This window comes from Acinetobacter genomosp. 15BJ, assembly GCF_000400715.1.
Taxonomy (GTDB): domain Bacteria; phylum Pseudomonadota; class Gammaproteobacteria; order Pseudomonadales; family Moraxellaceae; genus Acinetobacter.
The window spans coordinates 1-25,331 of record NZ_KE007345.1; the positions used below are offsets into that span (position 1 = coordinate 1).

The window sequence follows — 25,331 nt, forward strand, 5'->3', positions numbered from 1 at the left end:
TCTCTTAATGATCTTCTCGATGATTCGTCATCATCAAGCTAGGTCGGCTATATTACTCTCAATTTCTTAAAAGTCAACAGGTAATTTAGATATTTAGCAAACTTATCAACCAATCCAAGAATCTAACCTCTCTAGCCAAATCCTTGTTTCTCAACAAGTTTTTATCTGCATCACCGCCGATGGATGTGCATTCTACAGCATTTCCAAACCAACACAACCCCCTTTTTCAAATTTATTTAAATTATTGTATCAGGCGACTATTTTTTAAACTGAACAGTTACTTTTAATGCCTTTTCTTTGTGTTTAAGAACTTTTTTTAAACAATTAAGTCCAGTAGAATATGTCTCTTGCTTCACATTTTTTGGCACTTTTGATTGAAAATACGGTTTGCTGGTAAAAAGGCTCGATATTTATTGCTTGCTACAGCTTTTGCTGCGAGCCCGCTTTGCTATGCCATATCAACGCATAACTTTTATGAGTTGGCTTTATCAATATTAAGTTATAGCAAATGGTCGAATACAAATCGTCCAACCATTTGTGTCATAGACAATCAAGATGCTGCAAATCAGTTCCAAAGCAATATTCGTCAGCTTGCTTATGAATATCAAGTTCAGGCGGTCAGTGCTAAAGACTTCCCCAAAACAGAATGTCATGTTGCCTATTTCACAACAACATCACCGCAACAACAGCAAAACTTGATTCAAGCCTATCCCTCCCGATCGTTGCTTTCATTGAGTACCAATAACCCAGCCTGTGAAATTGGCAGTATTTTCTGCTTATATAATAAGAAGACCTTTTCTACTTTTAAGGTAAATTTGGATGCATTAAGTTATTCCAAAGTACATATTGATCCTCGTGTTTTACTTTTAGCAAAGAATGCAGGGTGAACAGGATGATTTCTAATTTATATCAATCAACTTCTTTGCACGCATTATTCCGTAAGTCACAGTTTGCGATCTTTGCAATTACTTTCGTAATTTGTTCTTTTACCTTTGCCACAATTTCCATGTTCACTATGGAAACCTATGCAAAACAAAATTTACAGTTACTAAGCCAGACCGTTTTGGAGCGTGTTCAGCCAGCCGTGGTGTTTAGAGATAAAGGTGCAATTGATCAGATCCTTGATGATTACACCAGCGAACATGCTATACGTAGTATTCATGTTTATGATCCGCAACAACAACTATTGGCTGAAAGTACCAAAAAAGTTGCACATACTTCCGTGATGCAAGATTTAATGGATCGTTGGTTTTTACATGATCCAGTTAAACTCATGGTGGTTCATCATAAGAAAAAAGTAGGCGAACTGGTGCTCTATGGTAGCTCCGAGAATATTTTGCACTTTTTAAAGACCATTATTATCGGTCTTGCAATTTCAATGTTCTTCATTGTGATTGCTTTATTGTGGTCTGTGAATATTACCTATCGCCAAATTATGCAAGCAATCAAGCCACTCACCCATATTGCACAATTGGTCAGTGATCAAAAGGCCTATAATTTACGTTTTCCAAACAACCATATTCACGAATTTCAAAATTTAAATACCGTATTTAATGAGCTGTTAGAAGAAATCCAAATTTGGCATACTCATTTGCAAAAAGAAAATCGTCAACTTTCATTCCAAGCTCATCATGATCAACTGACGAGCTTGCCAAATCGCCATTATTTTTATCAAGAGTTATTTAATATCTTCGAAAACCCGCAATATCGTCACAACTCGGCCTTATTATTTATCGACAATAATAAGTTTAAAATGATTAATGATGAGTATGGGCATTTAGCGGGTGATGCGGTTTTAAAAGAAATGGCGTCTCGTTTAAGGCTATCGGTTCGCCATGAGGATTTCATTGCTCGTTTAGGTGGTGACGAGTTTGCCATCATTCTACATGCAATCCATCACACTGATCATTTAACAACAATCGCTGAAGGCGTTCTCGCAAGTTGTGAGCAGCCTTTAGCGTTCAACGGACAAATGATTCATTTCGGTTTTAGCTTAGGGGTTGCTTTTTCTCAGTTTGCAGAGAATCCAGAGGATTTAATTATGCAAGCCGATCAAGCCATGTATAAAGCTAAAAATTTAAACCCACATTGGTTTCTTTATAAACCAGAAATTTAGGACATGTTATGCGCACTCACACCATTAAAATTTCATTTATTGCGTTGCTCTGCCTAACATTGGCTGGCTGCTTGAGTTTTGGCCCATTGAAATATCGTCAGGTCAAAATGTTGAAAAAAGAAGGTTTCGTACTGACAGATGAAGGCTGGACACTGGGCCTACCTGAACGTTTATTATTTGATTTTAATAAGGCAGAGATCAAACCTGAACATCAAAAAGAGATTGTTCGTTTGGCCACTCAATTAAATAAATATGATTTACAAAAATTAAAAATTGTTGGTCATACCGATGATATTGGTAATCCTGAATACAATCAGAAACTCTCTGAAGAACGTGCTCAAAGTGTTTCAACAATTTTTGTCGCTCAAGGCTTTAAGCAAAATAACCTAACGGTAGTGGGTCGCGGCTCAAGCCAGCCTTTTGTAGCCAATACATCAGATGAAAACCGTGCCAGCAACCGTCGAGTGAATGTCATCATTATCCCATAAATGCTCATCGCGATAAAAAAACCGACTGAATAAAGTCGGTTTTTTTATTTAAATCAGTTCAATGATATCAATCGTTGGTGGCACCCGAAATCGAAAGGGTACACCCACCATCCCCGTTCCAACCGTGACAAAAACATCCGCATGTTCATGTGTATAGAAACCTTTTTTATGTCCCAAAATTGAAACGCGTTTCATAATATAACTGGTAATCCACGGCAATTCGATCTGTCCGCCATGAGTATGTCCCGACAGCATTAATGGCCGTGTCGGTAGTTCTGGCACCATATCAACCGTATCTGGATTGTGCGACAAAATTAGCCAAGGTTTGTCTTGAGGTAAATCAGGCATAAAGCGCATATTCGCCTTGCCTGCCCATAGATCTCCAATTCCGATCAGACGAAACTCATCAAAATCAACAATTTTCCCTTCGATATCTATGACATTGTTCTGTTCGAGTGCCTGACTTAATAATGCCTGAATTGGAGGGCCTGGATATTGTTCATCATGATTGCCAGGTACAGAATAAACAGGTGCCTGAATTTGCTTTAAAACCTCAAGCTCCTGTATCAAGCGGTTTTCAGGTTCGTAGGTCCAATCACCTGCTACCACCACCAGATCAGGTTGCTCTTGATTGAGTCTCTTCACAATGCTTTTTAATTGTCGCTCATGTCCTGAAAACAAACCAACATGCATATCTGCAACTAAAGCGACTTTAATTGGTCGGGTAAATTCACGTTCTGAATTGAGTCGATACTGATGATGTTTAACATGAATTTGATGAGGTTCAATAAAACGGGCATAGACCAACACACTGCTCAATAAAAAAATAAAGCCCGCCTGATGTAAGCTGTAATATTCAACCCAACCGGCATATAAACTAAAAAAACACAGTGGCAGCAATAAATAAGAAAGATAAAAAGCCAGTAAATGAACGAAAGCTTTAAAAGGATGAATGGTTTCCGTGCGGGCTTGGTGAATCCAAGCCTGAATTAGTGCCCAAAGCGCCAATACGGCAAAAATAAGGTAAAAACCAATAATAACAGTATCTGAATTCGACATTACAGCCCTCATTAATTTCACTTTAGGGACAGACAATTCATCTTATATTTATCTTTTTCGATGAAATGGTATACTCGAGCCCAACTTTTAATCAGTAACGATTATGACGCAATTTTCTCATTTAAATAGCAAACATACAAAGATAAGTACAACCGCTTACAATAAAAGTATGATTGCGATTTATTGCTCAATTGCACTGACCGTTACCGGTTGTAGTACCTTACCTAAACATAAAATTGAACCTGTCATTCAAACAACCACACAAATCGACACCTCACAAACATCTTTAGCACAAGTGATTCGCCCCCTACAAGAACAGCACCCAGAGCTAACGGGTTATCACGTTTTATATGAACCACTAGAAGCACTTGCAGCTCGACTTCGTTTAATTGATAAAGCCGAAAAGACCTTAGATTTACAATATTATATTTGGGACAATGACAAAGTTGGGGCTTTGGCCTTGCATGCACTGATCCGTGCTGCAGATCGCGGTGTTCGAGTTCGACTACTCATTGATGATAATAATGCCAAGCATACCGAAGGTATTTTTTTAGCTTTGGCACAACACCCCAATATCGAGGTAAAACTCTTTAATCCTTACCGTTTCCGAAAATATCGTGCAATTGATATGGTATTGGACTTAAAGCGCATTAACCGTCGTATGCATAATAAAAGCTTTATTGCCGACCATCAGGTAGCCTTGATTGGTGGGCGAAATATGACCAACCAATACTACAATGTCAGTGATACCTATCAGTTTTCTGACGTAGATGTGATGCTATTCGGCACCGCTGTAAATGATATTTCCAAATCATTTGATGATTACTGGAATCATGAATATGCCTACGATGTCCGAGAAGTGGTTAAACAACGTGCTCACCGTTTAAGCTATGAAAGTCTGAAAGAGCAACTTGATGAGCACTATAAAAGAATCACGGTACAAAACTATATTGATTTAACCAGCCGCTCTCAAGCTGTCGACGCACTCATGGATCGGGATATTTCACTCGATTGGGTCAAAGCAGAGGTGGTAAAAGACTCACCTGATAAAATTAAATCTAAAGCTAAAAAAGAAGAGCATCTCAACTTCCAGTTAATTAACCACCTCGAACAACCAGAAAAAAATATCGATTTAATTTCTGCTTATTTTGTTCCAGAAAAAAAAGGAACAAAAATTTTAAGTGATTTGGCACAAGATGGTATCGAAGTCAGAGTATTGACCAACTCCTTTAAGGCCAATGATGTTGCAGTCGTGCATGCCTTTTATGGTAAATACCGCCAAGAACTGCTGGAAAATGGTGTACAACTGTACGAATTTCTACCCGCTTTAGATAAAAGTGATCTGGATAAACATACTGAAGAGCTCGCGAAAAAAGCCAAAGTCAATATCAAAGGTCTAAGCCGTTCGAGTCTACATGCCAAACTCATGGCACTCGATGAGAAACAAGTCTTTATTGGTTCTTTTAATTTTGATCCACGTTCAGCTTATTTGAACACTGAGATTGGCGTATTACTGAATAGCCCTCCATTGGCACAAGCAGTGCATGCGACTATGGATCAAAACTTAAAGACTTATGCCTATCGCTTGGTTTTAGATGCCAACAAGAAAATTACGTGGCAACGTGAAACGCCACAAGGTTCTCTGATTTATACCAAAGAACCCAAGATGAAATGGTGGCAAAGAGCTGGAATGAAAGTGATTTCATGGCTCCCGATTGAAGGGTTTATGTAGTTTCCACGCTTTCTGGTAGCACGGACAATACCTTTCGCTGCAAGCGCTCTAGGCCAGCGCGCATTTGGCGGTCGACTTCCTTGGTCAATGTTTCTACCGTATGCCCTTCGACTGGAATGGCAGGTAATGTCATTAAATGTGCGGTGACTTGAGGCATCTCCAAAACACGTTGCACATGTTCTGCAAATGTCATTTCACCGATAAACGGCGCAACTAAATCCAGTTCACCATGTTGGTTCACATAGCAAATCACACAAATCTGCACAGGGCGTTGCGCTTCAATTGCAGCACCTAATAAGCGACCATGTACTTTTTTGACTTTACTGCCATCGGTGGTCGTTGCTTCAGGAAAGAACAGTACAGGAATATCTTGCTTTAAGAATTCAGTAATTTGCTCACGAATTCGAATCGAATCACCTGAGCCACGCTTAATAAATAAAGTGCCACCGCCTTTTGCCAAATTGCCTAAAATAGGCCATTTTTCAACTTCGGCTTTGGCCAAGAAAAAGATGCGTGCACCTGAGCCCAACACAGCCACATCTAACCAAGAAATATGGTTACTCACCCATAAGGCAGGCTCACGAGGAATAGTGCCATGGACTTGTACTTCAATATTAAAGACTTCACACAAACGACGGCAGAAATACTGTACATAACGGGTATTTACTGGATTATTCGGATCTTTATACAAACCATGACGGTAAATGAGATAGAAACCTTCACCAATCGTCTCCAGACCTGAGGCTAATTTTTTACTGTATAAACTAAACTTCGAAAACAAACTTAAAGGTGTGTTATTTACTGTTGTTGCTTGTTGAGTCATAAATTCTTAAAACCGTACGCATGTATGCACGTGTGCATTGGATTAGTCTTGTTATATCATGCCGATATCAACTTATAGAAGTTTCCTCCATAACAAAAAACGAATGTGAGCATAAATTTTTTCAATTTCAAAAGATTTATCAGATCAAATATTATAAATAAATCGAATTTACAGATTAAAAGGTGATGTGATGAACCAGCAAAGCACGGCATCTGAGCCACAAACCACGATTCCTTATGGCTATGCCTTAAGAATGTTTCTAGGATGGTCAATTTTGTATATTGGAACATTAGTCGGATTCATTGAACTTTTACGTCGTAATGTCATATAAATCTACTAAGTCTTTGCCCTTTGCTTGAAGTTTATTCTAGAATAAGACTTTAAAAATAAGGATTTCAGAGCAGCGTGGAAAATTTTGAGCAGCGTCAAAGTGGTGAACGGGCAATTTTAGTCAGTGTATCCGTTCAACTTCTCGATGATCTCGATGCTGAAGAGTTTCAATTACTCGCCCAATCCGCAGGCGCTGAAATCCTTGAACATCTCTCAGTTCAACGTAATAGACCTGATCCGAAGTTTTTCGTCGGTTCAGGTAAAGTGGATGAGATTGCAGAGCTGGTTCAGACTTTCGAAGCGGAATTGGTGATTTTCGACCATTCGCTCTCGCCCGCACAAGAACGTAATCTAGAACGAATTCTCAAATGTCGCGTAATTGACCGCACTGGTTTAATTCTGGATATCTTTGCACTCCGTGCACGTACTCATGAAGGGAAATTACAGGTTGAGTTAGCTCAGCTTAAACATTTATCCACCCGTTTAATTCGTGGTTTTACGGGCAACTTAGAACAACAAAAAGGTGGTATCGGCTTACGTGGCCCTGGTGAGTCACAGCTGGAAACAGACCGCCGCTTGATTCGAGTGCGTATTACTCAACTCAAAGACAAACTGGTCAAAGTACAGCAAACCCGTTTACAGGGACGTGCCGCACGCCAAAAGGCTGCTATTCCGACAATTTCGTTGGTGGGATATACCAACGCGGGCAAATCGACTTTATTTAATATCCTAGCCAAAAGCGATGTTTATGCTGCCGATCAACTGTTTGCGACTCTCGATCCAACCTTACGTCGCTTAGACTGGGATGGTGTAGGTACGGTTGTACTCGCAGATACCGTCGGATTCGTTCGTAACCTGCAGCATGATTTGGTTGAATCGTTCAAAGCCACCTTAGAAGAAACATTAGAAGCGACCTTGCTGCTACACGTTATTGATAGCAGTAGTCCGAATATGCCTGAACAGATTGAAGCGGTAGAATCCGTACTGAAAGAAATCGGTGCCGATGCCCCTATTTTGCATGTCTACAATAAAATTGATCTCAGTGGTGATGCAGCCAAAATCATTTATAAGACATCTGACATCCCCGATCGAGTCTATGTCTCTGCACATTCAGGTCAAGGTCTCGAGTTGCTCAGTCAAGCAGTGCAACAATGTCTGATGGGACAATTACAGCAGTTTGACTTAGTGCTAAAACCCGCCTACGGTAAACTGCGTACACAACTTTATACGCTGAACGTGATTCAATCTGAACATTATGATGATCAGGGTGATTTGCATATATCGGTACGTATTGCACCGCATAAACTGGAACAAATCATTAAACAAGCACATTTACCATTAGACGAAATTCTTGGAAAAAAAGCTTCCTTATTTCAACGCCCTTTGGAAGAATTTGAAATAGATCATCCGTCCCTATAATTACGATCAGCCATCGTTCCGATAAACGAGAGTTAGAGAGAAAATGAAAAATATTGATTGGACAGCTTGGTTTGGCACGATTTTATTAATTATCGTCTATCGTGAAGGGGCTGTCGCAATCACGCAAGCTTTGGGTCATCCTGAATTGGGTAATCTGGTCGGACTGATTAGCTTATTAGCAACACTGTTAATCTGGAGGCGCTTTAGAAAAATCTCCAATCGCCTGATTGATACCAACAACAAAATCTTAAAAGAAAGTGCATTTGCTTTTCTACCGATCTGTGCAGGTTCATTAATTATGCTGGTACATATGGGCAAAGAAATTCCTGCATTTTTATTTATCTTAACGTTTAGCACATTATTGCCATTATGGATTTATGCCAAAATGGCGAAGCGTTGGTTATAAGGAGCTGATCTATGTCGATGGTTATTTATGGCTTCATCATTACCTTTATCAGCTATCTTATTGCCAAACCGCTTAATCAAAAATTTCCACAAATTCCACTGATTGTATTCGGCATGTTTATTGTGATTGCATTCTTGGCAATCTTCGGCATTCCTTACCAACAGTATATGGATAACGTGAATGGCATTTTCAACCATCTACTCGGCTATGTGACAGTTGCCTTGGCAATTCCCTTAGCCGCGATGCGCTATGATGATCTACCGCTAAAATCGATGATTGGGATTTTATGCTTTGCCAGTATTAGTGCGGTTGCCCTACCGATGGGGCTGGCGTATTTACTGCACATGTCTGAGCCAACGATTATGGCTTTTGCAACGCGTGCTGTGACTACTCCAATCGCCTTGAACATCGCCACCCTACTGCATGCCCCTTTGATGATGGTAACACTGATTGTGATTTTATCAGGTGTGATTGGTGCGGCATTCTCCCCTTGGATTTTAAAACATATCCATGACGAACGTGCTTCTGGTCTGGCGCTAGGTTTAGCTGCGCATGCAATTGGTACAGCTCAAGCATGGCAACGTGGTCCTGTCACAGGCCGTTACGCAGCCTTTGGCATGGCAGTAAATGGCGTATTTACAGCCATTTGGCTCCCGACCTTTATTCTATCTTTATCTTAAAATTTGCCGCAGATATCACATAAAGATTGAACTAGTTGTCATATATCCGCCATAATGTAAGCTTAAACGTTAAAAGGATTTTTAATGATGGGCAAACAATTATTAAGTGCGTTACTTTTATCTGCGGTGAGCAGTTTTACTTTTGCAGAGGATATTACGGGGCTCTGGCAAAGTATTGATGACAAGACGGGGGCGCCTAAAGCATTGGTTGAAATTCGCAAAGAAGCGAATGGAACTTATGCTGGCAAAGTAGTTAAAATTACGCCACGTACTGGCTATACCCCCAAAGAAACTTGTGTGGATTGTCCTGCACCCTATACCAATAAGCCAATTATTGGTTTAGACGTGGTAACGGGTTTGAAATATAGCGAAGGCTTGAACTACACCAATGGTCGTATTCTAGATCCGAATTCAGGCAAAGTTTATAGTATGAAAGCCAAACTCAGTGCCAATGGTAAGCGTTTGCACTTACGTGGTTATCTCGGTGTATCTGCATTGGGTCGTAATCAGATCTGGATTCGTGCTGAGTAAAATCAATAAAATTGAGAACTATAATACGCACTTCTCTCTGATCAAATTGATCTCGGTTCTAGCTAAAAGCTTCTTCATATTGTGAAGAAGCTTTTTTAATTTCAACATAAAAAATAATTGAAATTTCAAATATTAAAAATATACAACCGTAAAATAATGATTGAATCTCGAATTAGAAATCCGAAATAATAGCAAGGACAGCCATGGCAGCAAGGAGGCTTTAACATGAACATGTCCACAAAACTGATTTCTTCTCTGTTCTTATTTACACTCAGTCATTTTGCTTCTGCTCAAGACATTGCTGGGATTTGGCAAAGCGTTGATGATGTAACAGGTGCCCCGAAAGGACAGGTTGAAATCACACAAGAAGCCGATGGCTCCTATACGGGTAAAATTATCAAAATTACACCACGTACGGGTTATACGCCCAAAGAATTGTGTACTGGCTGCCCAGCACCTTATACCAATAAGCCGATTTTAGGTTTAAATGCGATTACTAAGCTAAAACATAAGAAGGACCTCACCTACACAGGTGGGAAAATCTTGGATCCGAACAGTGGGCGTGTCTATAGCTTGACTGCAAAACTCAGTACCAATGGACAACGCTTACATTTACGTGGTTATGTCGGCGTCTCAGTACTTGGTCGTAGCCAAATCTGGATTCGTGTCAATTAAGTTGATACAAAAATAAAAAGCCCTGTTATACAGGGCTTTTTATTGATCGAATGATACGAGGCTTAACGACCTTGCAACTTCGAGTAATCTAACAAGACATTTGCTGCTTCATTGATGAAGGTTTCTTCTTCAGGTAATGGTGGGCGCAAGTGTGCTTTCATTTTGGCACGTGATTCAACCAACGCATCAATAGATGCCTGATAACTTTCCCAGTTTGCATATGGTGCTAAACCTGTTGCCGTACGACGTTGGTTTTCTGCATTCAAGGTTTGTTTCTCAAGATCAATCAACTCAGCACGACGTTGATCAATGTCGAGTACCACTTTCTTCTGATCAGAGGTTTTCTTGGCAATCGCTTTGCGCGCTTCTAAATATTTAAATTGAGAATCTGCTGCAACACGTTGTTCAGATGATTGAGTCAATTTAGCAACATACGGTTGCACTGAACCTTCACGTTTGAATGGTGCTGTTGGAATGGTATCCCACTTCAAGGCATTTTTCGCTTTACGCTCACCAAACTCTTCGTTGTAGATATCTACCAACTTGATATCTGGAATTACACCTTTGTTTTGGGTACTGCCACCAGTAATACGGTAGAACTTACGTTGGGTTAACGTCGCCTGACCATAAGCCAAAGAGTCTAACTGAACCTGTGCTGTTCCCTTACCTGTGGTGGTACTACCAATGATAATCCCACGCTCATAATCTTGAATCGCCGCAGAGTAAATCTCACTTGCAGAAGCCGATGCTAAGTTAACCAATACCGCCATTGGGCCTGCATAGATTTGCTCACCACCATCGGTATCTTCAAACACATTTACATTACCGTTACCATCACGGATTTGTACCACAGGACCCGACTTAATCACCTGACCAAGCATACGGGCAACTTCTTCTAGGGAACCACCTGGGTCATTACGCAAATCAACCAAGATACCTTCTACTTTTTGTGCCTTAAGTGAATCTAATGCTTTGGCTGTATCTTCAGATACTGAACGATATTCAGTCCCTGCGCGACGTGAACGATAGTCAAAGTAGAAAGACGGAATTTCAATCACACCAAACAGATGTTTTTTACCGTCACGGGTAATCTCAACCGTACGTGAACGAACCCCTGCATCTTCTTCTTGAATAATGTCACGGGTTAAAGTCACATTACGGGCTTGGCTCATCGATGCACCAGCACCCAATAAGCGCACCACGACTTTGGTGCCACGTTTACCACGAATCAGCCCGACGATTTCCGAACTCGGCCAACCAATCACATCGACCATTTTTTCGCCGTCTTGAGCGACACCAATGATACGATCACCTGATTTTACCTGACCCGATTTACTGGCTGGACCACCCTCAACGATGGTCTCAATTTTGGTGTAGTCTTCATTACCACGTTCAGGACGGATCGAAACACCAATTCCCTCTAATTGTAGCGTGGTCTGACGGTTCAACTCCATCGCATCAATTGGTGGGTAATAGTTACTGTGCGGATCGTAAGTCGCCAACATTGCATTCAATGTTTTCTCTAACACGTCATCACTTTTCACACGTCCAATACGCTCTAACTGACGGGTATAACGCTTGGTTAAGGTTTGCACTGGGGTTAGATCTTCAGGTCCAGTCAAATCCTGACCATTAGCTAGCGATGGATCTGCTTTTAAAGCTTTTTGCTTCGCCTGCTCTTCTTCTTTACTAATAGTTAAATTGATCAACTGCGACACTAGCATTTGTTGCCAATGTTGTTGCTGCTCAGCCGTCGTTTTGAAATACGGTGCTTTTTCACGATCGGTATCGAGATAGACATCTTTTTGATTTAAGTTCTGCGGCTTTTTCAACTCTGCCAACATAAACTCATAAAATTGTTTCAAACGATCACGGTATTGCGCATGAATCGCGAAAGGTCCAGTTAAGTTACCCGCTTTTAACGAACTACCAAAATTCGAACCATATTTCTTTTGATATTCTTCAACTTCACCGTTTAGAAATAATGAATGATCTGGATCAAGACTATCCAAATACATATTCAAAACACGGTTTGAAGTTGCTGCATCTAGGCGCATATTTAAATAATGTTGACGATCTACCAATGTGGCTAACTGACGTGCAACCAATGCCTGCTCTTGTGATGGCTTGATTACCGTTGAAACGACAGGTGCCTCAGTCGCCGCAAATGCCTCATTTATGGTATGAGAGAAAAATAAACCACCAGTCGCGATTGCAACTGCACACGCTATCATTTGAAGTTTCATAAAATTTTGGTACTTCCTTGGATATGGCAATTATTACATGCAGATGTGATTAAGATGAATATATTTCACTCAACCACTTCGCTACATGTAAAACTCATCGGTCATCATAAATAAATAACCAACAAGCACTTATCATCAATATCATGTAGTTTTATCATATTCTGTACTGACAAAATGTAGCAAATCATTGCACAATTTAGCTATCGTTTTTTTCATCAAATTTTTTATCAAAAATCAAACGGAATCCTTATGATCGGCGCGTTGATGCTGGATATTGCTGGCACAGAACTTACTCAAGAAGATATTGAACTATTACAAGCTCCGCAAGTCGGTGGCATGATTTTATTTGCACGAAATATTGAATCCCCTCAACAAGTACGTGCCTTAACCGACCATATGCGTCAAATCCGTCCAGAAATTCTTATTGCGGTGGATCAGGAAGGTGGCCGAGTACAACGTTTAAGGCAAGGTTTTACCTTACTTCCAGCAATGGGACGTCTAGGCGAACATTACCAGAGTCAGCCACAACAAGCGATTGAACTTGCTGAACAATGTGGCTGGTTAATGGCGATTGAAGTCCTCGCGGTCGGTATTGATTTTAGCTTTGCCCCTGTTTTAGACCTGAATGATGTCAGTGATGTGATTGGTGATCGTGGTTTTGCCAAAAACATGCAAGACATCGTGCCACTGGCAGATGCCTTTATGCGTGGTATGAAAAAAGCGGGCATGGCCACTACGGGCAAACATTTCCCTGGTCATGGTTCAGTCAAAGCAGATTCACATGTTGCCGCTGCAATTGACAGTCGCTCATACCAAGAAATCTATGACAAAGATATGCAGAGCTTTATCAAGTTGATGCCTCAGCTTGATGCGCTAATGCCCGCCCATGTAATCTATGATCAAGTCGACCCAAATCCAGCAGGCTTCTCTCCCTTCTGGTTACAAGAAATCTTACGTCAACAACTTAAATTCGACGGCGTATTATTCTCAGATGACTTGAGCATGCAAGCTGCCTGTGTTGCAGGCGGTGCGGATGCACGTATTCAAGCGGCTTTAAATGCAGGTTGTGATATGGGCTTAGTCTGCAATGACCGTGCAGCTGCATGTACCGCATTAGATGGAATCCAAACACTAGCGTTACCAAATCAACAGCGTTTAGAGCGTATGCGCGGTAAAATTCCAAATATTCAGGTTGGTACCACATTGACTTTAGACGATGAAAACTGGCATAGCGTCAGAAAAGTCATTGAAGAGTTTAAGAATTCGTTCTAACTTTACTTAGATTTTTGCATTATTTTATTAGCATGATGGAATCTTGCCGAGTGATCATCTGATTGAAGGATTTTGCCTTCGGCTCGACTTACTTTTCAGGGATGAAAAGTAAGCAAAAATCCTTTGTTAGGCTGAGGGTACATCCTTGTAACCCCAGCCCAACGGCTGGCATCCATGCCGCCCCACGATAGTAAATAACAAACCTAAAACTGGATTTGGTGGAAAAATCTCAATTTAAAAAAGAGGTTAATTTTATATATCCCAATTAGGAAAAATAGAGTCTAGGACAGATGACACAACAACTTTCGAAACACCGCCACATTTCATTTACCGCACACTACACCGGCTACATCTGGTATCAAATGGGGATCTCACATCCAGCACTCGCAACAGCCAAAGGAAAAACTTTAGCCGCCTTAGTTCATCCAATGGCTTTGTTGCACAAACCTATCTGTAAAGGCTTTTTCAGCGATATAATTTTCAAATGAAGAAGCCTACACACAAAATCTACCGCACAACCAATTGGCCCGCATATAACCGAGCACTCATTAATCGCGGAAATATTGCCCTTTGGTTTGATCCTGCTACGCAATGGTATGCTCCATCAAAAGGCAAACAAGGGCGAAATCAAACCTACTCCGACGCAGCCATCCAATGCTGCTTAATGATTAAATCCTTATTCCGTCTATCTTTACGTATGGTCACTGGCTTTGTGCAAAGTCTGATTAAACTTTGCGGATTAAATTGGACCGCACCAGATTACAGTACGCTTTGTAGAAGACAAAAGCATATTGATATTGCAATCAGCTACCAAAAAAGTAGCGATGGGCTGCATCTACTCGTAGACTCTACAGGGATGAAGTTTCTAGGTGAGGGCGAATGGAAACGCAAGAAACATGGAGCTGAATATCGTCGCCAATGGCGTAAACTACATATTGGTATAGATGCCAAAACCCTACAAATACGCGCTATTCAGCTCACAACCAATAATGTCTGTGATTCACAGGTGCTTGGTGATTTACTTAATCAGATTCCACAAGATGAGCAGATTGACTCTGTTTATACCGATGGAGCTTATGACACCAAGCAATGCCGTCAGGTCATTGCAGATCGGCAAGCACATGCGGTGATTCCACCTAGAAAAAATGCGAAACCATGGAAAGATACAAAGAGTAGCTCGCTAGAGCGAAATGAATTACTTCGAACAATTAAACGTTTAGGTAGGACACTATGGAAAAAATGGTCAGGCTATCATCGCCGAAGTTTGGTTGAGACTAAAATGCACTGCATCAAATTATTAGGAGATAAACTCAGTGCAAGGAGCTTTGATAGCCAAGTCAATGAGGTTCATGCACGTGTAGCAGTCCTCAACAGATTTACGGAATTAGGTCGACCACTTACCCAAGTTACGCCTTAAATTTGGCTCAATTAGGGGCGCTTTGCCTTTCAAATCTTTGTGCAACAAAGCCTCATCCAATTGAAAGCTGGGCAGAAAAATATGTCGGTGGCAGTATGCGCACCACGCTTAAACAACGCCACAGTATGTTGGATAGCCATTTAAAAGAATTAATTGAACAACACCCTAATCTTCAAGTACTAGAAATTGCATGTGGCCTATCACCACGAGGCTGGTGGTTTAGACAACATTATCCAAATATCACTTACCGTGAATTGGATTTACCCGATATGGCAGCCACCAAACAAGCTGCACTACAACAAATCGAAAACAATGTAGATGAAGTTCTGTCTGTCGACTTATTTACCGATGCCTTTGCTGCTGCATTTGAGGTATTTGATCCTCAACGTCCATTGGTGATTATTAGTGAAGGACTCATCAATTACTTTGAAAAACCAATGTTACAGCAACTCATTCAAGCCATTGCCAACTACGGTCAAAACTTTAAAGAGCAGCATTATTTAACAGACATCTACCCAGAACCCACCCAAAACAAACTGGCAACTATTATCTGGAACAGCAGCCGTTTACTAAAATGGATGTCTCGCAGTGCATTTAGTTTTCATTTTAAAAACCCAGCCGAGGTCGAAAATTTCTTTCAAGGGGCAGGCTTTAATCAAGTTGAAGTTCTGCAGCCAAAGCAGTTTTTTGAACACACACATCTGGAAAATAAACAGCAACACTTAGGTGATTTAGTCTGGGTCATTCAGGCAACCAATAAATAATCCTCAATAAAAAAGGGAAATGGTTGATCCACTTCCCTTTTCAAATCTTCGCTTCTCATTAAGCCTGTTTTTGACGCTCAATAAAACGCGTTAAACGATCCGCAATCTCAAAACTGCCATGTTTAAACAAGATGCGCAGTCCTTGCTCAGTTGCATCAAAGTTTAAACATTCAATTTTAAACTCACCTTCTTCATCAGCTAAATGTAGAGCTAAATCACGAGGATGTTGGCTAACAAAATCAAGCTGTTCAAGATCATTAAGTTTTAAATAAACGCCAAAGAAAGTGATATCGACAACCTTCACTGCCACTTCAGTCGCTAAATGACGGTGAGTCAATTTAGTCTGTGGTTGCAAAACAGCAATACGTTCCTCACCCCGACGTTCAATTTTTTGCATTTGTTCACGCGTCATCGGGATAATACCATCCAGATTATCGATAGATTCCCCTTTCAAGAATGAGGTAAACAAATTCATGGTTTCTTTACGGCGCTGCAATTGTGGTACATGATCTGCATTTGCAATTAAAGCAAACTGCATGTCTTGGCATTGCAAAGCAAAATCAGCATTTTCGTGTGGCAAAGTAAAGCTGTCGTACTGCCCAGCAGCCACCAAAGTTTTACATTGGGGTACTGGCACATCACTTAAACGCAATAAACGGTTGCAGTTGATTTCATAACGCTCACGTTCAGTTGCACTAAATTCTGCCATTTGTCTGAAGAATAAGCGTTTTGCTGTTGGCGACATGCGAGTTTTATCAAGCTTGGCATGATTCACTAAATATAGGATTACCGCTTGACCAAACTCATCCATGCGATCTTCACGCATTAAATGCAATGATTCTTCCAGCAGCATCCGCCAGCTTTTACGCGTCTTCTGCATCACACCCATCAATACCATACGGTCAATCAATTCGGGGCGTTGGTGTGCAAATGACGATGCAACCACCGATCCAAGTGACATACCCATCATTGAAACTTTCTCAAGTCCAACAATATCGAGCCATTGACCAAGCATTTTAGATAATTCAGGCAGTTCCAGGATTCCAGCAGATTCACCTGTATCAACATTACGAATCTGTTGATTGGCTCCCATTGATGGTAAATCAATGAGAATAACGGGACCACTCTCAAAGAGTTGCTCAACACAATACTTATAAGAGTTAAAATTTTGAAATGCGCCCCCGACAATTACAATCGGCGTGTTGTAGATCGTTTTCGGATCTGCAATTGCCATATATTCAATTTTCCAACCATCGATCCACGTGGTACGCGCTGGCTGTTTAAAACTGTTTTTATTGTAAATGTCGAAAAAACCAAAGCCTGTGTAGGTATGATTTATATCCGAGTCCATTTGGATAATGGAATTCATGTCCTTCCTCCATCCTTGTTTATTTTTTTGTTGCAAGCATCTCATTTTCAGCGAATTCAACTTGCAAGTTAACAAATTTATAAAATTTGTATTACATTTATCCTATACTTTTTCATTCTATACATATGCACGTTTTATACGCAATCATTTCCTTAACCACTTATCTTGTTTAAAGCACTAATCTTTTGCAAAATATGTAATCTTGGCTTTATATTCAATATCTTCATCGCATTAAAATAAAAACTTTTGCGCCAATTAACGCTTCATAATTTTTTGAATTGTCAGTTCAGCCTATTCATTGTTCAGCCGTTGACTGTTACTATCTTTATAAATACATGCAAATCTCAAACTGCTATGCAAGATTCTATTCAAAATTATATGCAACAGGTCGGTGCTCAAGCACGTCAAGCTTCTCGTGTATTAACGAGCGCGTCGACGCATTTGAAAAACCATGCCCTATCTGCAATCTATACGGCTTTGGAAAATAATCAAGCCCAAATTTTAGCAGCCAATCAAATTGATATGGACAATGGCCGTCAACGTCAACTCGATAGTGCTTTGCTTGATCGTTTAGAACTTACCCCCGCACGTTTCAAAGGCATGCTACAAGGCTTAAAAGATGTAATTGCCTTAATCGATCCAATTGGAGAAATTACTGATTTGGCCTATCGCCCTTCAGGTATTCAACTTGGAAAAATGCGTGTGCCTTTAGGCGTGATTGGCATGATCTATGAATCAAGGCCCAATGTGACCCTTGAAGCAGCCTCATTGGCTTTGAAATCTGGCAACGCGATTATTTTACGTGGCGGATCAGAAGCACTCGAGTCAAATAAAGCCATTGCAACGGCGATCCAGCATGGTCTACAAATCTCTGGCCTACCTGAGCATGCGGTGCAAGTGATTGATACCCCTGATCGTGCCGCAGTGGGTCATCTGATCACCATGACTGAATTTGTGGATGTAATTGTACCTCGTGGCGGTAAAAGCCTAATTGAGCGTATCAGTAATGAAGCACGTATTCCTGTGATTAAACACTTAGATGGCAACTGCCATGTTTTTGTTGAAGCACAAGCAGATCTACAAAAAGCCTTACCAATCGCACTCAATGCCAAAACGCATCGCTATGGTGTGTGTAATGCCATGGAAACATTATTGGTCGATGAAGCGATTGCTGAGGAATTCTTGCCACGCATTGCCGAACTTTATGCTGAAAAACAGGTTGAATTGCGCGGTTGCGCGGAAACTCAACGTATTTTAGGTGTATCAGTGAAAACAGCGACAGAGGAAGATTGGTATACCGAATATCTCGGTCCAATTCTTGCGATTAAAGTAGTCACTGGTATGGATGAGGCAATTGAACATATTAATAAGTATGGTTCACACCATACCGATGCCATTATTACTGAAAACTTTAGTCTAGCCCGCGAGTTCTTGGCGCGTGTGGATTCAAGTTCGGTGATGATCAACGCTTCAACCCGCTTCGCGGATGGCTTTGAATATGGTTTAGGTGCAGAAATCGGCATTTCGACCGATAAAATCCATGCTCGTGGTCCAGTTGGCCTAGAAGGCTTAACCTCACAAAAATGGATTGTTTTTGGCGATGGTCAAATCCGCCAATAACAAAATCGAGCATTTGAACACAGAAACACGATAAAGGTCATTTATTTGATCTTTCTCGTGTTTTTATATATTTACATACAAAAAAAAATGACAAAATCAACAGATCAATCAAAACAACTGCCCATTTCCTAACTATACTGAATAGGTTGATTTATAAACGGGTTGTATAGGCTAAAGTCTATCTTCGCCAATACGACATCCCATGTTAAAACATTGCGCTTGATTCCACTGCCTCATGCGTTGCAGCAAAATCAAAGTGTTCATCATAAAATTTAAAATCTGTTAGGTGTTCAAACGTGGCTATATCTGTATTAGTAATTAACTGTGGTTCATCATCAATCAAATACGCGCTCATTTCTGAACGTCGTGAAGATCGTATTTATGGTTTGGCAGAAAACTTGGGTGCGGCAGATGCCCGTATTAAAGGGGTCACACTGGGTGGCGAACCACTGGAACTTTCAATTCCATATGCAGATCACGCCAAAGCACTTGAAACCTTATTGGCTCGTTTAGCTAATTACAACCCGCAGGCGATTGGACACCGAGTCGTTCACGGTGGCGACATCACCAAAGCAGAATTACTCACGCCAGAACTGGTTGAGCGTATTGAAGCAGCGACACCTCTTGCACCACTGCACAATCCTGCACATTTGATTGGGATTGAAGCAACCATGCGCTTATTCCCTCAATTACCTCAGGTTGCTGTATTCGATACCGCCTTCCACCAAACCATGCCTGAACGCGCCTATCGTTATGCCTTGCCACAATTTTTATATACAGCGCACCAAGTTCGTCGCTATGGTTTTCATGGCACTAGCCACGCTTATGTGACTGAACGTGCCAGCGAACTAGCAGGTCATAAAAATGAAGGTGGCTGGCTCAGCGCTCACTTGGGCAATGGTAGTTCAACTTGTGCTGTTTGGAATGGTCATAGCGTTGATACCTCTATGGGGATGACGCCACTTGAAGGTGTGGTGATGGGTACTCGTAGTGGTGATGTCGATCCGAGCTTGCATTTATTCCTTGCCAGTAACCTCGGCTGGGATATCCAAAAAATTGACAGTATGTTAAATAAAGAAAGTGGCTTATTGGGCTTATCTGGTTTATCCAATGATATGCGTACCTTGGTTGAAGCCTCTGAAAATGGTCATGATGGTGCAACTCTAGCGATTGAAGTCTTCTGCTATCGCCTCGCCAAATCTTTATCGGCGATGAGTTGCGGTCTACCCCGTCTGGATGGTTTAGTATTCACAGGTGGTATTGGTGAAAACTCGGCTTATGTCCGTGAAAAGACTTTAGGCTATTTAGCACATTTCGGTTTTAAATTTAGTAAAGAGAAAAATGATGCCTTGGCTCGCGGTAGTGAAGGTCGTATCGACGATGGTACAGGTCCACAAATTTGGGTGATTCCGACTGATGAAGAAGGTCGTATTGCCAAAGAAACCCGTCAAGTGCTCGAAACCAATGCTTAATCAACCTATTAAAGAATTTTAAGGTCACTATGAATACGATTTTACTCATCCCCACAGGTGAAGGTGTTGGCTTAACCTCAGCCTGCTTAGGTATGATCTATGCACTAGATTGTAAAGGGATTAATGCGGGTTTCTTAAAACCCTACTCTCAAATTGCAGACACCACTATTGACCGTACCACGACACTCTATCGCCATTTATTTCAGCATAAATCTGCCGAGCCAATCACCTATGAAAGACTGACTCAACTGATTGCCTTAGGTGAAACAGATGAGTTGCTTGAAGAAGCCGTTGCGCTACACCGTCAAATTTCAGCTGATCATGATGTGATTATCGTTGAAGGCTTAGTTCCGAATGGACAAGATCATTTCGTCAGTGAAATCAATGCTGCACTCGCACAAGCACTGGATGCGCAAGTGGTATTGGTCAGCACCGCAGATTTAGCTGATCCACGTAAAACAGCGGAAAGAGTCGATGCGCACTTACGTCAATTCGGTGGCGCAGCGTCAGCACGGACCACAGGCGTGTTGTTTATGCGGACCAAAGGCTTGCCTGAGGGTACGGCCGAAATTCCGGTTACGCTTGATCCAAGTCTACGCCTAGACCAGCACATCGATGCTTTTGGCTTAGAGTTACAACGTTATAACCGCTTTATGGGAACCGACGAACTCCCGATTATTGGATTGGTGCCATTCAGCAATACCCTCAGTGTGCCTCGTAGTTTAGATATCGCTTCGATCATCAATGGTACATGGTTGCATCAAGGTGAGGCTAAACAACGTCGTATTCTGCATACCAGCTTAATTGCATCCAATATCGAATCAGAACTGCATAAATTTGTTGCAGGCGAATTGATTATTAGTGCATCACAACGAACTGATGCAATCTTGGCTGCCAGTCTTGCTAGCAGTAACGGTACGCCACTCGCGGGTCTGGTTTTAACTGAGCAAGCTGCGCCTGCAAGCAATGTACTCGAGTTTTGCCAAAGTGCGATCAAACAAGGTTTACCGATTTTACATACCCCACTTGATACTTTAGAAACAGCACAACTGCTGCATCGCTTTGGCAATGAAATTCCCATTGATGATACTGAGCGTGCAGAGCAAGTCACCCGTTTCGTGTCGAGTCATTTGGATAGCAATTGGCTGGATCAACATACCCAAAATAACCTACACCCTCGCTTATCACCTTCGGCATTCCGTTACGAGCTGGTACAGAAATCCATTGCTGCAAAAAAACGTATTGTTCTGCCTGAGGGTGATGAGCCACGCACGGTACAAGCGGCTGTCATCTGTCAAACCCGTGGCATTGCGCAATGTATTTTATTGGCAAAACCGGAATCGGTTGCCGAAGTGGCTAAAGCACGCGGTATTCAGTTACCCGATGATTTACAAATCATTGATCCGGATACTATTCGTGATCAATATATCGAACCGATGGTGGAATTGCGTAAAGGTAAACTCGATGCCTTACAAGCCAAAGCACAGTTGCAAGATACCGTAGTACTCGGCACCATGATGTTGGCACTCGATCAAGTCGATGGTTTGGTGTCTGGCGCGATTCATACCACTGCCAATACCGTGCGTCCTGCATTCCAGCTGATTAAGACTGCACCAAATTACTCACTGGTATCGTCGATCTTCTTTATGTTGTTGCCTGATGAAGTCTATGTTTATGGTGACTGTGCCATCAACCCTGACCCAAATGCAGAACAACTCGCCGAGATTGCGATTCAGTCTGCGGATTCAGCCAAAGCCTTTGGTCTTGATCCACGCATTGCCATGATCAGTTATTCCACAGGGACTTCGGGCACAGGTGCAGATGTTGAGAAAGTAGCCGAAGCCACCAAAATCGCACAGCAACGCCGTCCAGATTTATTGATTGATGGGCCATTACAATACGATGCCGCTTCGGTTGAGAGTGTTGGTCGCCAAAAAGCACCTGACTCGCAGGTGGCAGGACGTGCCAATGTATTTATTTTCCCTGATCTGAACACAGGTAATACCACCTATAAAGCGGTACAACGTGCTGCCAATGTAGTGAGTGTCGGCCCAATGCTACAAGGTTTAAATAAACCTGTGAATGACTTGTCTCGTGGTGCTTTGGTCGATGATATTGTGTTTACCATTGCCTTGACTGCGATTCAGGCGAAGCAACAGGATTAAATCCACTATTCGATTGAAATTAAAAAAGCCCTTTACATTGAAAGGGCTTTTTTATTAGCGGTATTGGGCCAGCCAGACCGTATGTCCTGTACATTCAACATCTTCAGCAATCATTTTAATCAGTGTAAATCCATGGTCTTGCAGCAAAGTCTGATACTCCTCCATTGAGAGACTGGCATGGTACAGTGGCTCTCCACATAACGAGCCAATTGCCTCACCCTGCGTAGGCCCACTGCTAAACATTAAAGCTGCACCTGATTGTGCATATTCGGCAAAACGTTTAAACATGTTTCGTTGATCGTCTTGGGTTAAATGGAAGAAACTATCCCACGCAACAATGCCCTGAAACTTTTGTTCAGGAAGGTACTCCCGAAAATCCTGCTGCACCCAGACCTGTTCAGGGAAAGACTGCCGTGCCATTTCAATCATATATTCCGAAGCATCAACACCTGTTACCTGATGTCCTTGAGCAATAAAATAGGCAGCAATCGGTTGAGCAGAACCACAACCTAAATCCAAAATACTGGCCGAGCTTGGGAGCAACGCTAGAAAACGATCGAGCCAAACCTTCTCAGACAGAAACTTTCCTCGTAACTCAATCCATTCACGAGCATGCTGCTGATAGAGTTCAATAATATGCTTTGCTAGATATTCCTGTACCATGTCATTGCCTATTATGAGTCATTCCTTTTTTAAAGCCATTGAGCAAACTCTTAACAAGATTCTGGCTTATTTAGTGTCTGAATTTTCTTGGTTTGCGGCCCTTTCACAAAGAAAATTGCATTACCACATAGGATCAAAATCACCCCAATCACCGCATTCATTTGCCAGTGATAATCCTCCCATACAGTCGAAATCACTAAAGCGACTAATGGAAATAACAAGGTACTATAGGCCGCCTTACCAGCACCAATACGTCCGACCAGATAGAAATATGCAGTGAAACCAATCACCGAACCAAAGATCGCGAGATAAAGTAAAGCACTGATTGCACTGAATTGCATACTTGGAAAAAACTCATCTTGTCTAAACCATGAAATCAACGCCATCAGCAATGAGCCATACAACATCCCGTAGGCATTGGTGGTAAAAATATCCAAGCCATGTTTTTGATGGCGCGTGCTGATCATATTGCCCAAAGAGAAACCATAAGTCCCTAAAATGCACAGTCCAATACCCAACAAAGTATTGCGATTTAAAGTGGTGCCCACCACGTCATGCCAGAACAAGGCAATAATCCCGAGTACACCTAATAACGCTGCAGGATAAAAGCGTGTTGACACCTGCTGCGCAAAGAATAATTTGGCGTTGATGGTATTGAAAATCACCGCCATGGAGAAAATCACGGCTTCCAAACCACTACTGATATATTGCACCGCATAATAAAAACAGACAAAGTTAAACCCAAAAATACAGCAGGCTTGCAACATACAAAACAGATGATCTTTGCCTGCCAGTTTCTGCAACTTGCGGCTCAAAGCGACAAAAACAAATAACACCAATGCTGAAATAAAAAAACGCCAGAACACCGCAACACTGGCTGATATCCCACTTTGTTGTTGCAGACTAATCGCAATCCATGTTGTGCCCCAAATCACCACAACCAAAGCATATAACAGCGCATTCATATCATTAGAACCAAACTCAATTACCTCGACCACTATTTTGCTGCTTTTGCGGTCATGATTACTTGCACCATCTTGCGATGATTGTCATGGATTTGCTTTTTTCTAGAATTTTTTTGACCAGATGACAAAACTGACTGAAAGTTCTACACTAAACTGGATCATATTTGGCACTGCGTATAGAAGATGAAATATCAGATTCTAGATCAATTACAGCAATATAAAGCGCAATTACTCGACTCGGTAGAACTCGGTTCGGGTATGCAGTTGGCCATGTGGCAAAATAACCAAGACCGTGTCAGTGTCTGTAGCAATCACCACACTTTGAGTATGTATATTCAGGGCGGTTATGAAAGCTATCAAAAAACCCAACAGGGCTGGCACAATGGCGGTGGGCCTGACCGCATGTGCCTGATGCCACAAGATTTTGAATCGACTTGGGATCTACGTGATCCACTTACCTTCGTACATCTTTATTACACTGAACAGCACTTACAACGTGTGGCTGAGCAAGTCTGGGATCGCGAACCCAGCCAAATCATTTTAAACCCACAAATTTTTGTGGCTGACCCACAAATTTCGATGATCTATCGGCACTTTTTACTGAATGGTGCATGGCAAGAGCGTGAAAACCATTTGCAGATGAGTACCGCAACAACGCTATTACTCAATCATCTGATCAAAAATTACAGTCATGCACAATGGCAAGCACCTGAAGTCAAAGGTGGTCTCTCCCCTTATGTGCTTAAGCAATTATTGGAATGGATTGATCAACATCTCCATTTGAGTCTGACCTTGTCTGATCTGGCTCAGCAAGCGCAACTCAGCGAGTATCATTTTGCACATATGTTTAAACAATCGATGCAGATGCCACCACATCAATATGTGATGCAACGCCGTCTTGAGCGTGCTCATCAAGCACTTGAACAGACCACAACAAATCTGACAGAGATCGCTGTGCAATATGGATTTAGCTCAAGCAGCCATTTTAGCCATCGCTTTAAGAAACAGTTTGGCTATAGCCCATCTCAACTGAGAAAAAACTAAAATCCAAAGTACATCTTTTGTTGATGCAATTTAGATCGAAGGATCAGTTTAGACCTTTAGCCAAATCTAAGCTAA

At 41.5% G+C, this 25,331-nt stretch carries 22 protein-coding genes and 2 pseudogenes; 18 read left to right on the forward strand and 6 right to left on the reverse strand.

Annotated features, from left to right (window positions below):
• Positions 1–413: 413 nt before the first annotated feature.
• Genes F896_RS19255 through F896_RS19245 form a run of 3 tightly spaced genes read left to right on the forward strand, consistent with a single transcriptional unit; the run spans position 414 to position 2,604 of the window.
• Positions 414–887 carry a regulatory sequestration protein YfiR gene (locus F896_RS19255; RefSeq protein WP_016162131.1) on the forward strand — a complete coding sequence of 158 codons (474 nt, stop codon included), beginning with the start codon at positions 414–416 and terminating at the stop codon, positions 885–887.
• A gap of 5 nt (positions 888–892) precedes the next feature.
• Entirely contained in the window at positions 893–2,116 is a 1,224-nt protein-coding gene (locus tag F896_RS19250; RefSeq protein ID WP_004804267.1) for a diguanylate cyclase DgcN/YfiN, read from the forward strand.
• An 8-nt stretch (positions 2,117–2,124) separates the two neighbouring features.
• Positions 2,125–2,604, forward strand: a complete 480-nt coding sequence (locus F896_RS19245) for an outer membrane lipoprotein YfiB (protein WP_004804266.1) — start codon at positions 2,125–2,127, stop codon at positions 2,602–2,604.
• A 48-nt stretch (positions 2,605–2,652) separates the two neighbouring features.
• Here F896_RS19245 and F896_RS19240 read toward each other — a convergent pair whose 3' ends face one another.
• A complete protein-coding gene (locus F896_RS19240) occupies positions 2,653–3,663 on the reverse strand; it encodes a metallophosphoesterase (RefSeq protein ID WP_016162132.1) in 1,011 nt (336 codons plus the stop codon).
• 169 nt (positions 3,664–3,832) lie between these two features.
• On the opposite strand from F896_RS19240, the gene F896_RS19235 reads away from it, so the two are divergent.
• Positions 3,833–5,395 (forward strand): phospholipase D family protein, encoded by a 1,563-nt coding sequence (locus tag F896_RS19235; protein WP_416201938.1) that lies wholly within the window; start codon positions 3,833–3,835, stop codon positions 5,393–5,395.
• Here the strand turns inward: F896_RS19235 and F896_RS19230 are convergent.
• The gene (locus F896_RS19230) at positions 5,388–6,218 is read right to left on the reverse strand and encodes a lysophospholipid acyltransferase family protein (RefSeq protein ID WP_016162134.1); all 831 of its coding nucleotides are present in this window, start codon (positions 6,216–6,218) and stop codon (positions 5,388–5,390) included. The two genes, F896_RS19235 and F896_RS19230, sit on opposite strands and share 8 nt — an antisense overlap.
• A 190-nt stretch (positions 6,219–6,408) precedes the next feature.
• Between F896_RS19230 and F896_RS20960 the strand changes: the two genes are divergently transcribed.
• The 6 genes from F896_RS20960 (at position 6,409) to F896_RS19205 (ending at position 10,259) form a co-directional block, all read left to right on the forward strand.
• On the forward strand, positions 6,409–6,549 hold the full coding sequence (locus F896_RS20960) for a hypothetical protein (protein ID WP_016162135.1): 141 nt from the start codon (positions 6,409–6,411) through the stop codon (positions 6,547–6,549).
• A gap of 74 nt (positions 6,550–6,623) precedes the next feature.
• Entirely contained in the window at positions 6,624–7,967 is a 1,344-nt protein-coding gene (gene hflX, locus F896_RS19225; protein WP_016162136.1) for a ribosome rescue GTPase HflX, read from the forward strand.
• Between the two features lie 43 nt (positions 7,968–8,010).
• A complete protein-coding gene (locus F896_RS19220; RefSeq protein WP_004804256.1) occupies positions 8,011–8,373 on the forward strand; it encodes a hypothetical protein in 363 nt (120 codons plus the stop codon).
• A gap of 11 nt (positions 8,374–8,384) precedes the next feature.
• On the forward strand, positions 8,385–9,053 hold the full coding sequence (locus tag F896_RS19215; RefSeq protein WP_016162137.1) for an LrgB family protein: 669 nt from the start codon (positions 8,385–8,387) through the stop codon (positions 9,051–9,053).
• 87 nt (positions 9,054–9,140) lie between these two features.
• Positions 9,141–9,584, forward strand: a complete 444-nt coding sequence (locus F896_RS19210; protein WP_032881978.1) for a DUF2147 domain-containing protein — start codon at positions 9,141–9,143, stop codon at positions 9,582–9,584.
• Positions 9,585–9,809: 225 nt separating this feature from the next.
• On the forward strand, positions 9,810–10,259 hold the full coding sequence (locus tag F896_RS19205; RefSeq protein ID WP_016162139.1) for a DUF2147 domain-containing protein: 450 nt from the start codon (positions 9,810–9,812) through the stop codon (positions 10,257–10,259).
• A gap of 62 nt (positions 10,260–10,321) precedes the next feature.
• On the opposite strand, the gene F896_RS19200 is transcribed toward F896_RS19205, so the two are convergent.
• Entirely contained in the window at positions 10,322–12,505 is a 2,184-nt protein-coding gene (locus F896_RS19200) for a carboxy terminal-processing peptidase (RefSeq protein WP_016162140.1), read from the reverse strand.
• 249 nt (positions 12,506–12,754) lie between these two features.
• On the opposite strand from F896_RS19200, the gene nagZ reads away from it, so the two are divergent.
• The 4 genes and pseudogenes from nagZ to F896_RS19180 all read left to right on the forward strand — a co-directional run.
• Positions 12,755–13,777: a beta-N-acetylhexosaminidase gene (gene nagZ / locus F896_RS19195; RefSeq protein WP_016162141.1), complete on the forward strand. Its 1,023-nt coding sequence runs from the start codon at positions 12,755–12,757 to the stop codon at positions 13,775–13,777.
• Between the two features lie 290 nt (positions 13,778–14,067).
• Positions 14,068–14,208, forward strand: a pseudogene (locus F896_RS19190) (leucine carboxyl methyltransferase); the annotation flags it as partial.
• Between the two features lie 53 nt (positions 14,209–14,261).
• A complete protein-coding gene (locus F896_RS19185) occupies positions 14,262–15,194 on the forward strand; it encodes an IS5 family transposase (protein ID WP_005064486.1) in 933 nt (310 codons plus the stop codon).
• A gap of 53 nt (positions 15,195–15,247) precedes the next feature.
• Positions 15,248–15,958, forward strand: a pseudogene (locus F896_RS19180) (class I SAM-dependent methyltransferase); the annotation flags it as partial.
• 58 nt (positions 15,959–16,016) lie between these two features.
• Here F896_RS19180 and F896_RS19175 read toward each other — a convergent pair.
• A complete protein-coding gene (locus F896_RS19175; RefSeq protein ID WP_016162144.1) occupies positions 16,017–17,327 on the reverse strand; it encodes an alpha/beta fold hydrolase in 1,311 nt (436 codons plus the stop codon).
• A 354-nt stretch (positions 17,328–17,681) separates the two neighbouring features.
• Here F896_RS19175 and F896_RS19170 point away from each other — a divergent pair, with 354 nt between their 5' ends.
• The 3 genes from F896_RS19170 to pta all read left to right on the forward strand — a co-directional run bounded on the left by F896_RS19170 (position 17,682) and on the right by pta (position 22,584).
• Positions 17,682–18,947 carry a glutamate-5-semialdehyde dehydrogenase gene (locus F896_RS19170; RefSeq protein ID WP_016162145.1) on the forward strand — a complete coding sequence of 422 codons (1,266 nt, stop codon included), beginning with the start codon at positions 17,682–17,684 and terminating at the stop codon, positions 18,945–18,947.
• Between the two features lie 296 nt (positions 18,948–19,243).
• Positions 19,244–20,419, forward strand: coding sequence for an acetate/propionate family kinase (locus tag F896_RS19165; RefSeq protein WP_016162146.1), 1,176 nt, complete (start codon positions 19,244–19,246; stop codon positions 20,417–20,419).
• A 29-nt stretch (positions 20,420–20,448) separates the two neighbouring features.
• Positions 20,449–22,584: a phosphate acetyltransferase gene (pta, locus tag F896_RS19160; RefSeq protein ID WP_016162147.1), complete on the forward strand. Its 2,136-nt coding sequence runs from the start codon at positions 20,449–20,451 to the stop codon at positions 22,582–22,584.
• 54 nt (positions 22,585–22,638) lie between these two features.
• On the opposite strand, the gene F896_RS19155 is transcribed toward pta, so the two are convergent.
• The gene (locus F896_RS19155) at positions 22,639–23,247 is read right to left on the reverse strand and encodes a class I SAM-dependent methyltransferase (protein ID WP_016162148.1); all 609 of its coding nucleotides are present in this window, start codon (positions 23,245–23,247) and stop codon (positions 22,639–22,641) included.
• Positions 23,248–23,297: 50 nt separating this feature from the next.
• Entirely contained in the window at positions 23,298–24,212 is a 915-nt protein-coding gene (locus tag F896_RS19150) for a DMT family transporter (protein ID WP_032881979.1), read from the reverse strand.
• A 183-nt stretch (positions 24,213–24,395) separates the two neighbouring features.
• On the opposite strand from F896_RS19150, the gene F896_RS19145 reads away from it, so the two are divergent.
• Positions 24,396–25,256: an AraC family transcriptional regulator gene (locus F896_RS19145; protein ID WP_016162150.1), complete on the forward strand. Its 861-nt coding sequence runs from the start codon at positions 24,396–24,398 to the stop codon at positions 25,254–25,256.
• The last annotated feature ends 75 nt before the right edge of the window (positions 25,257–25,331 follow it).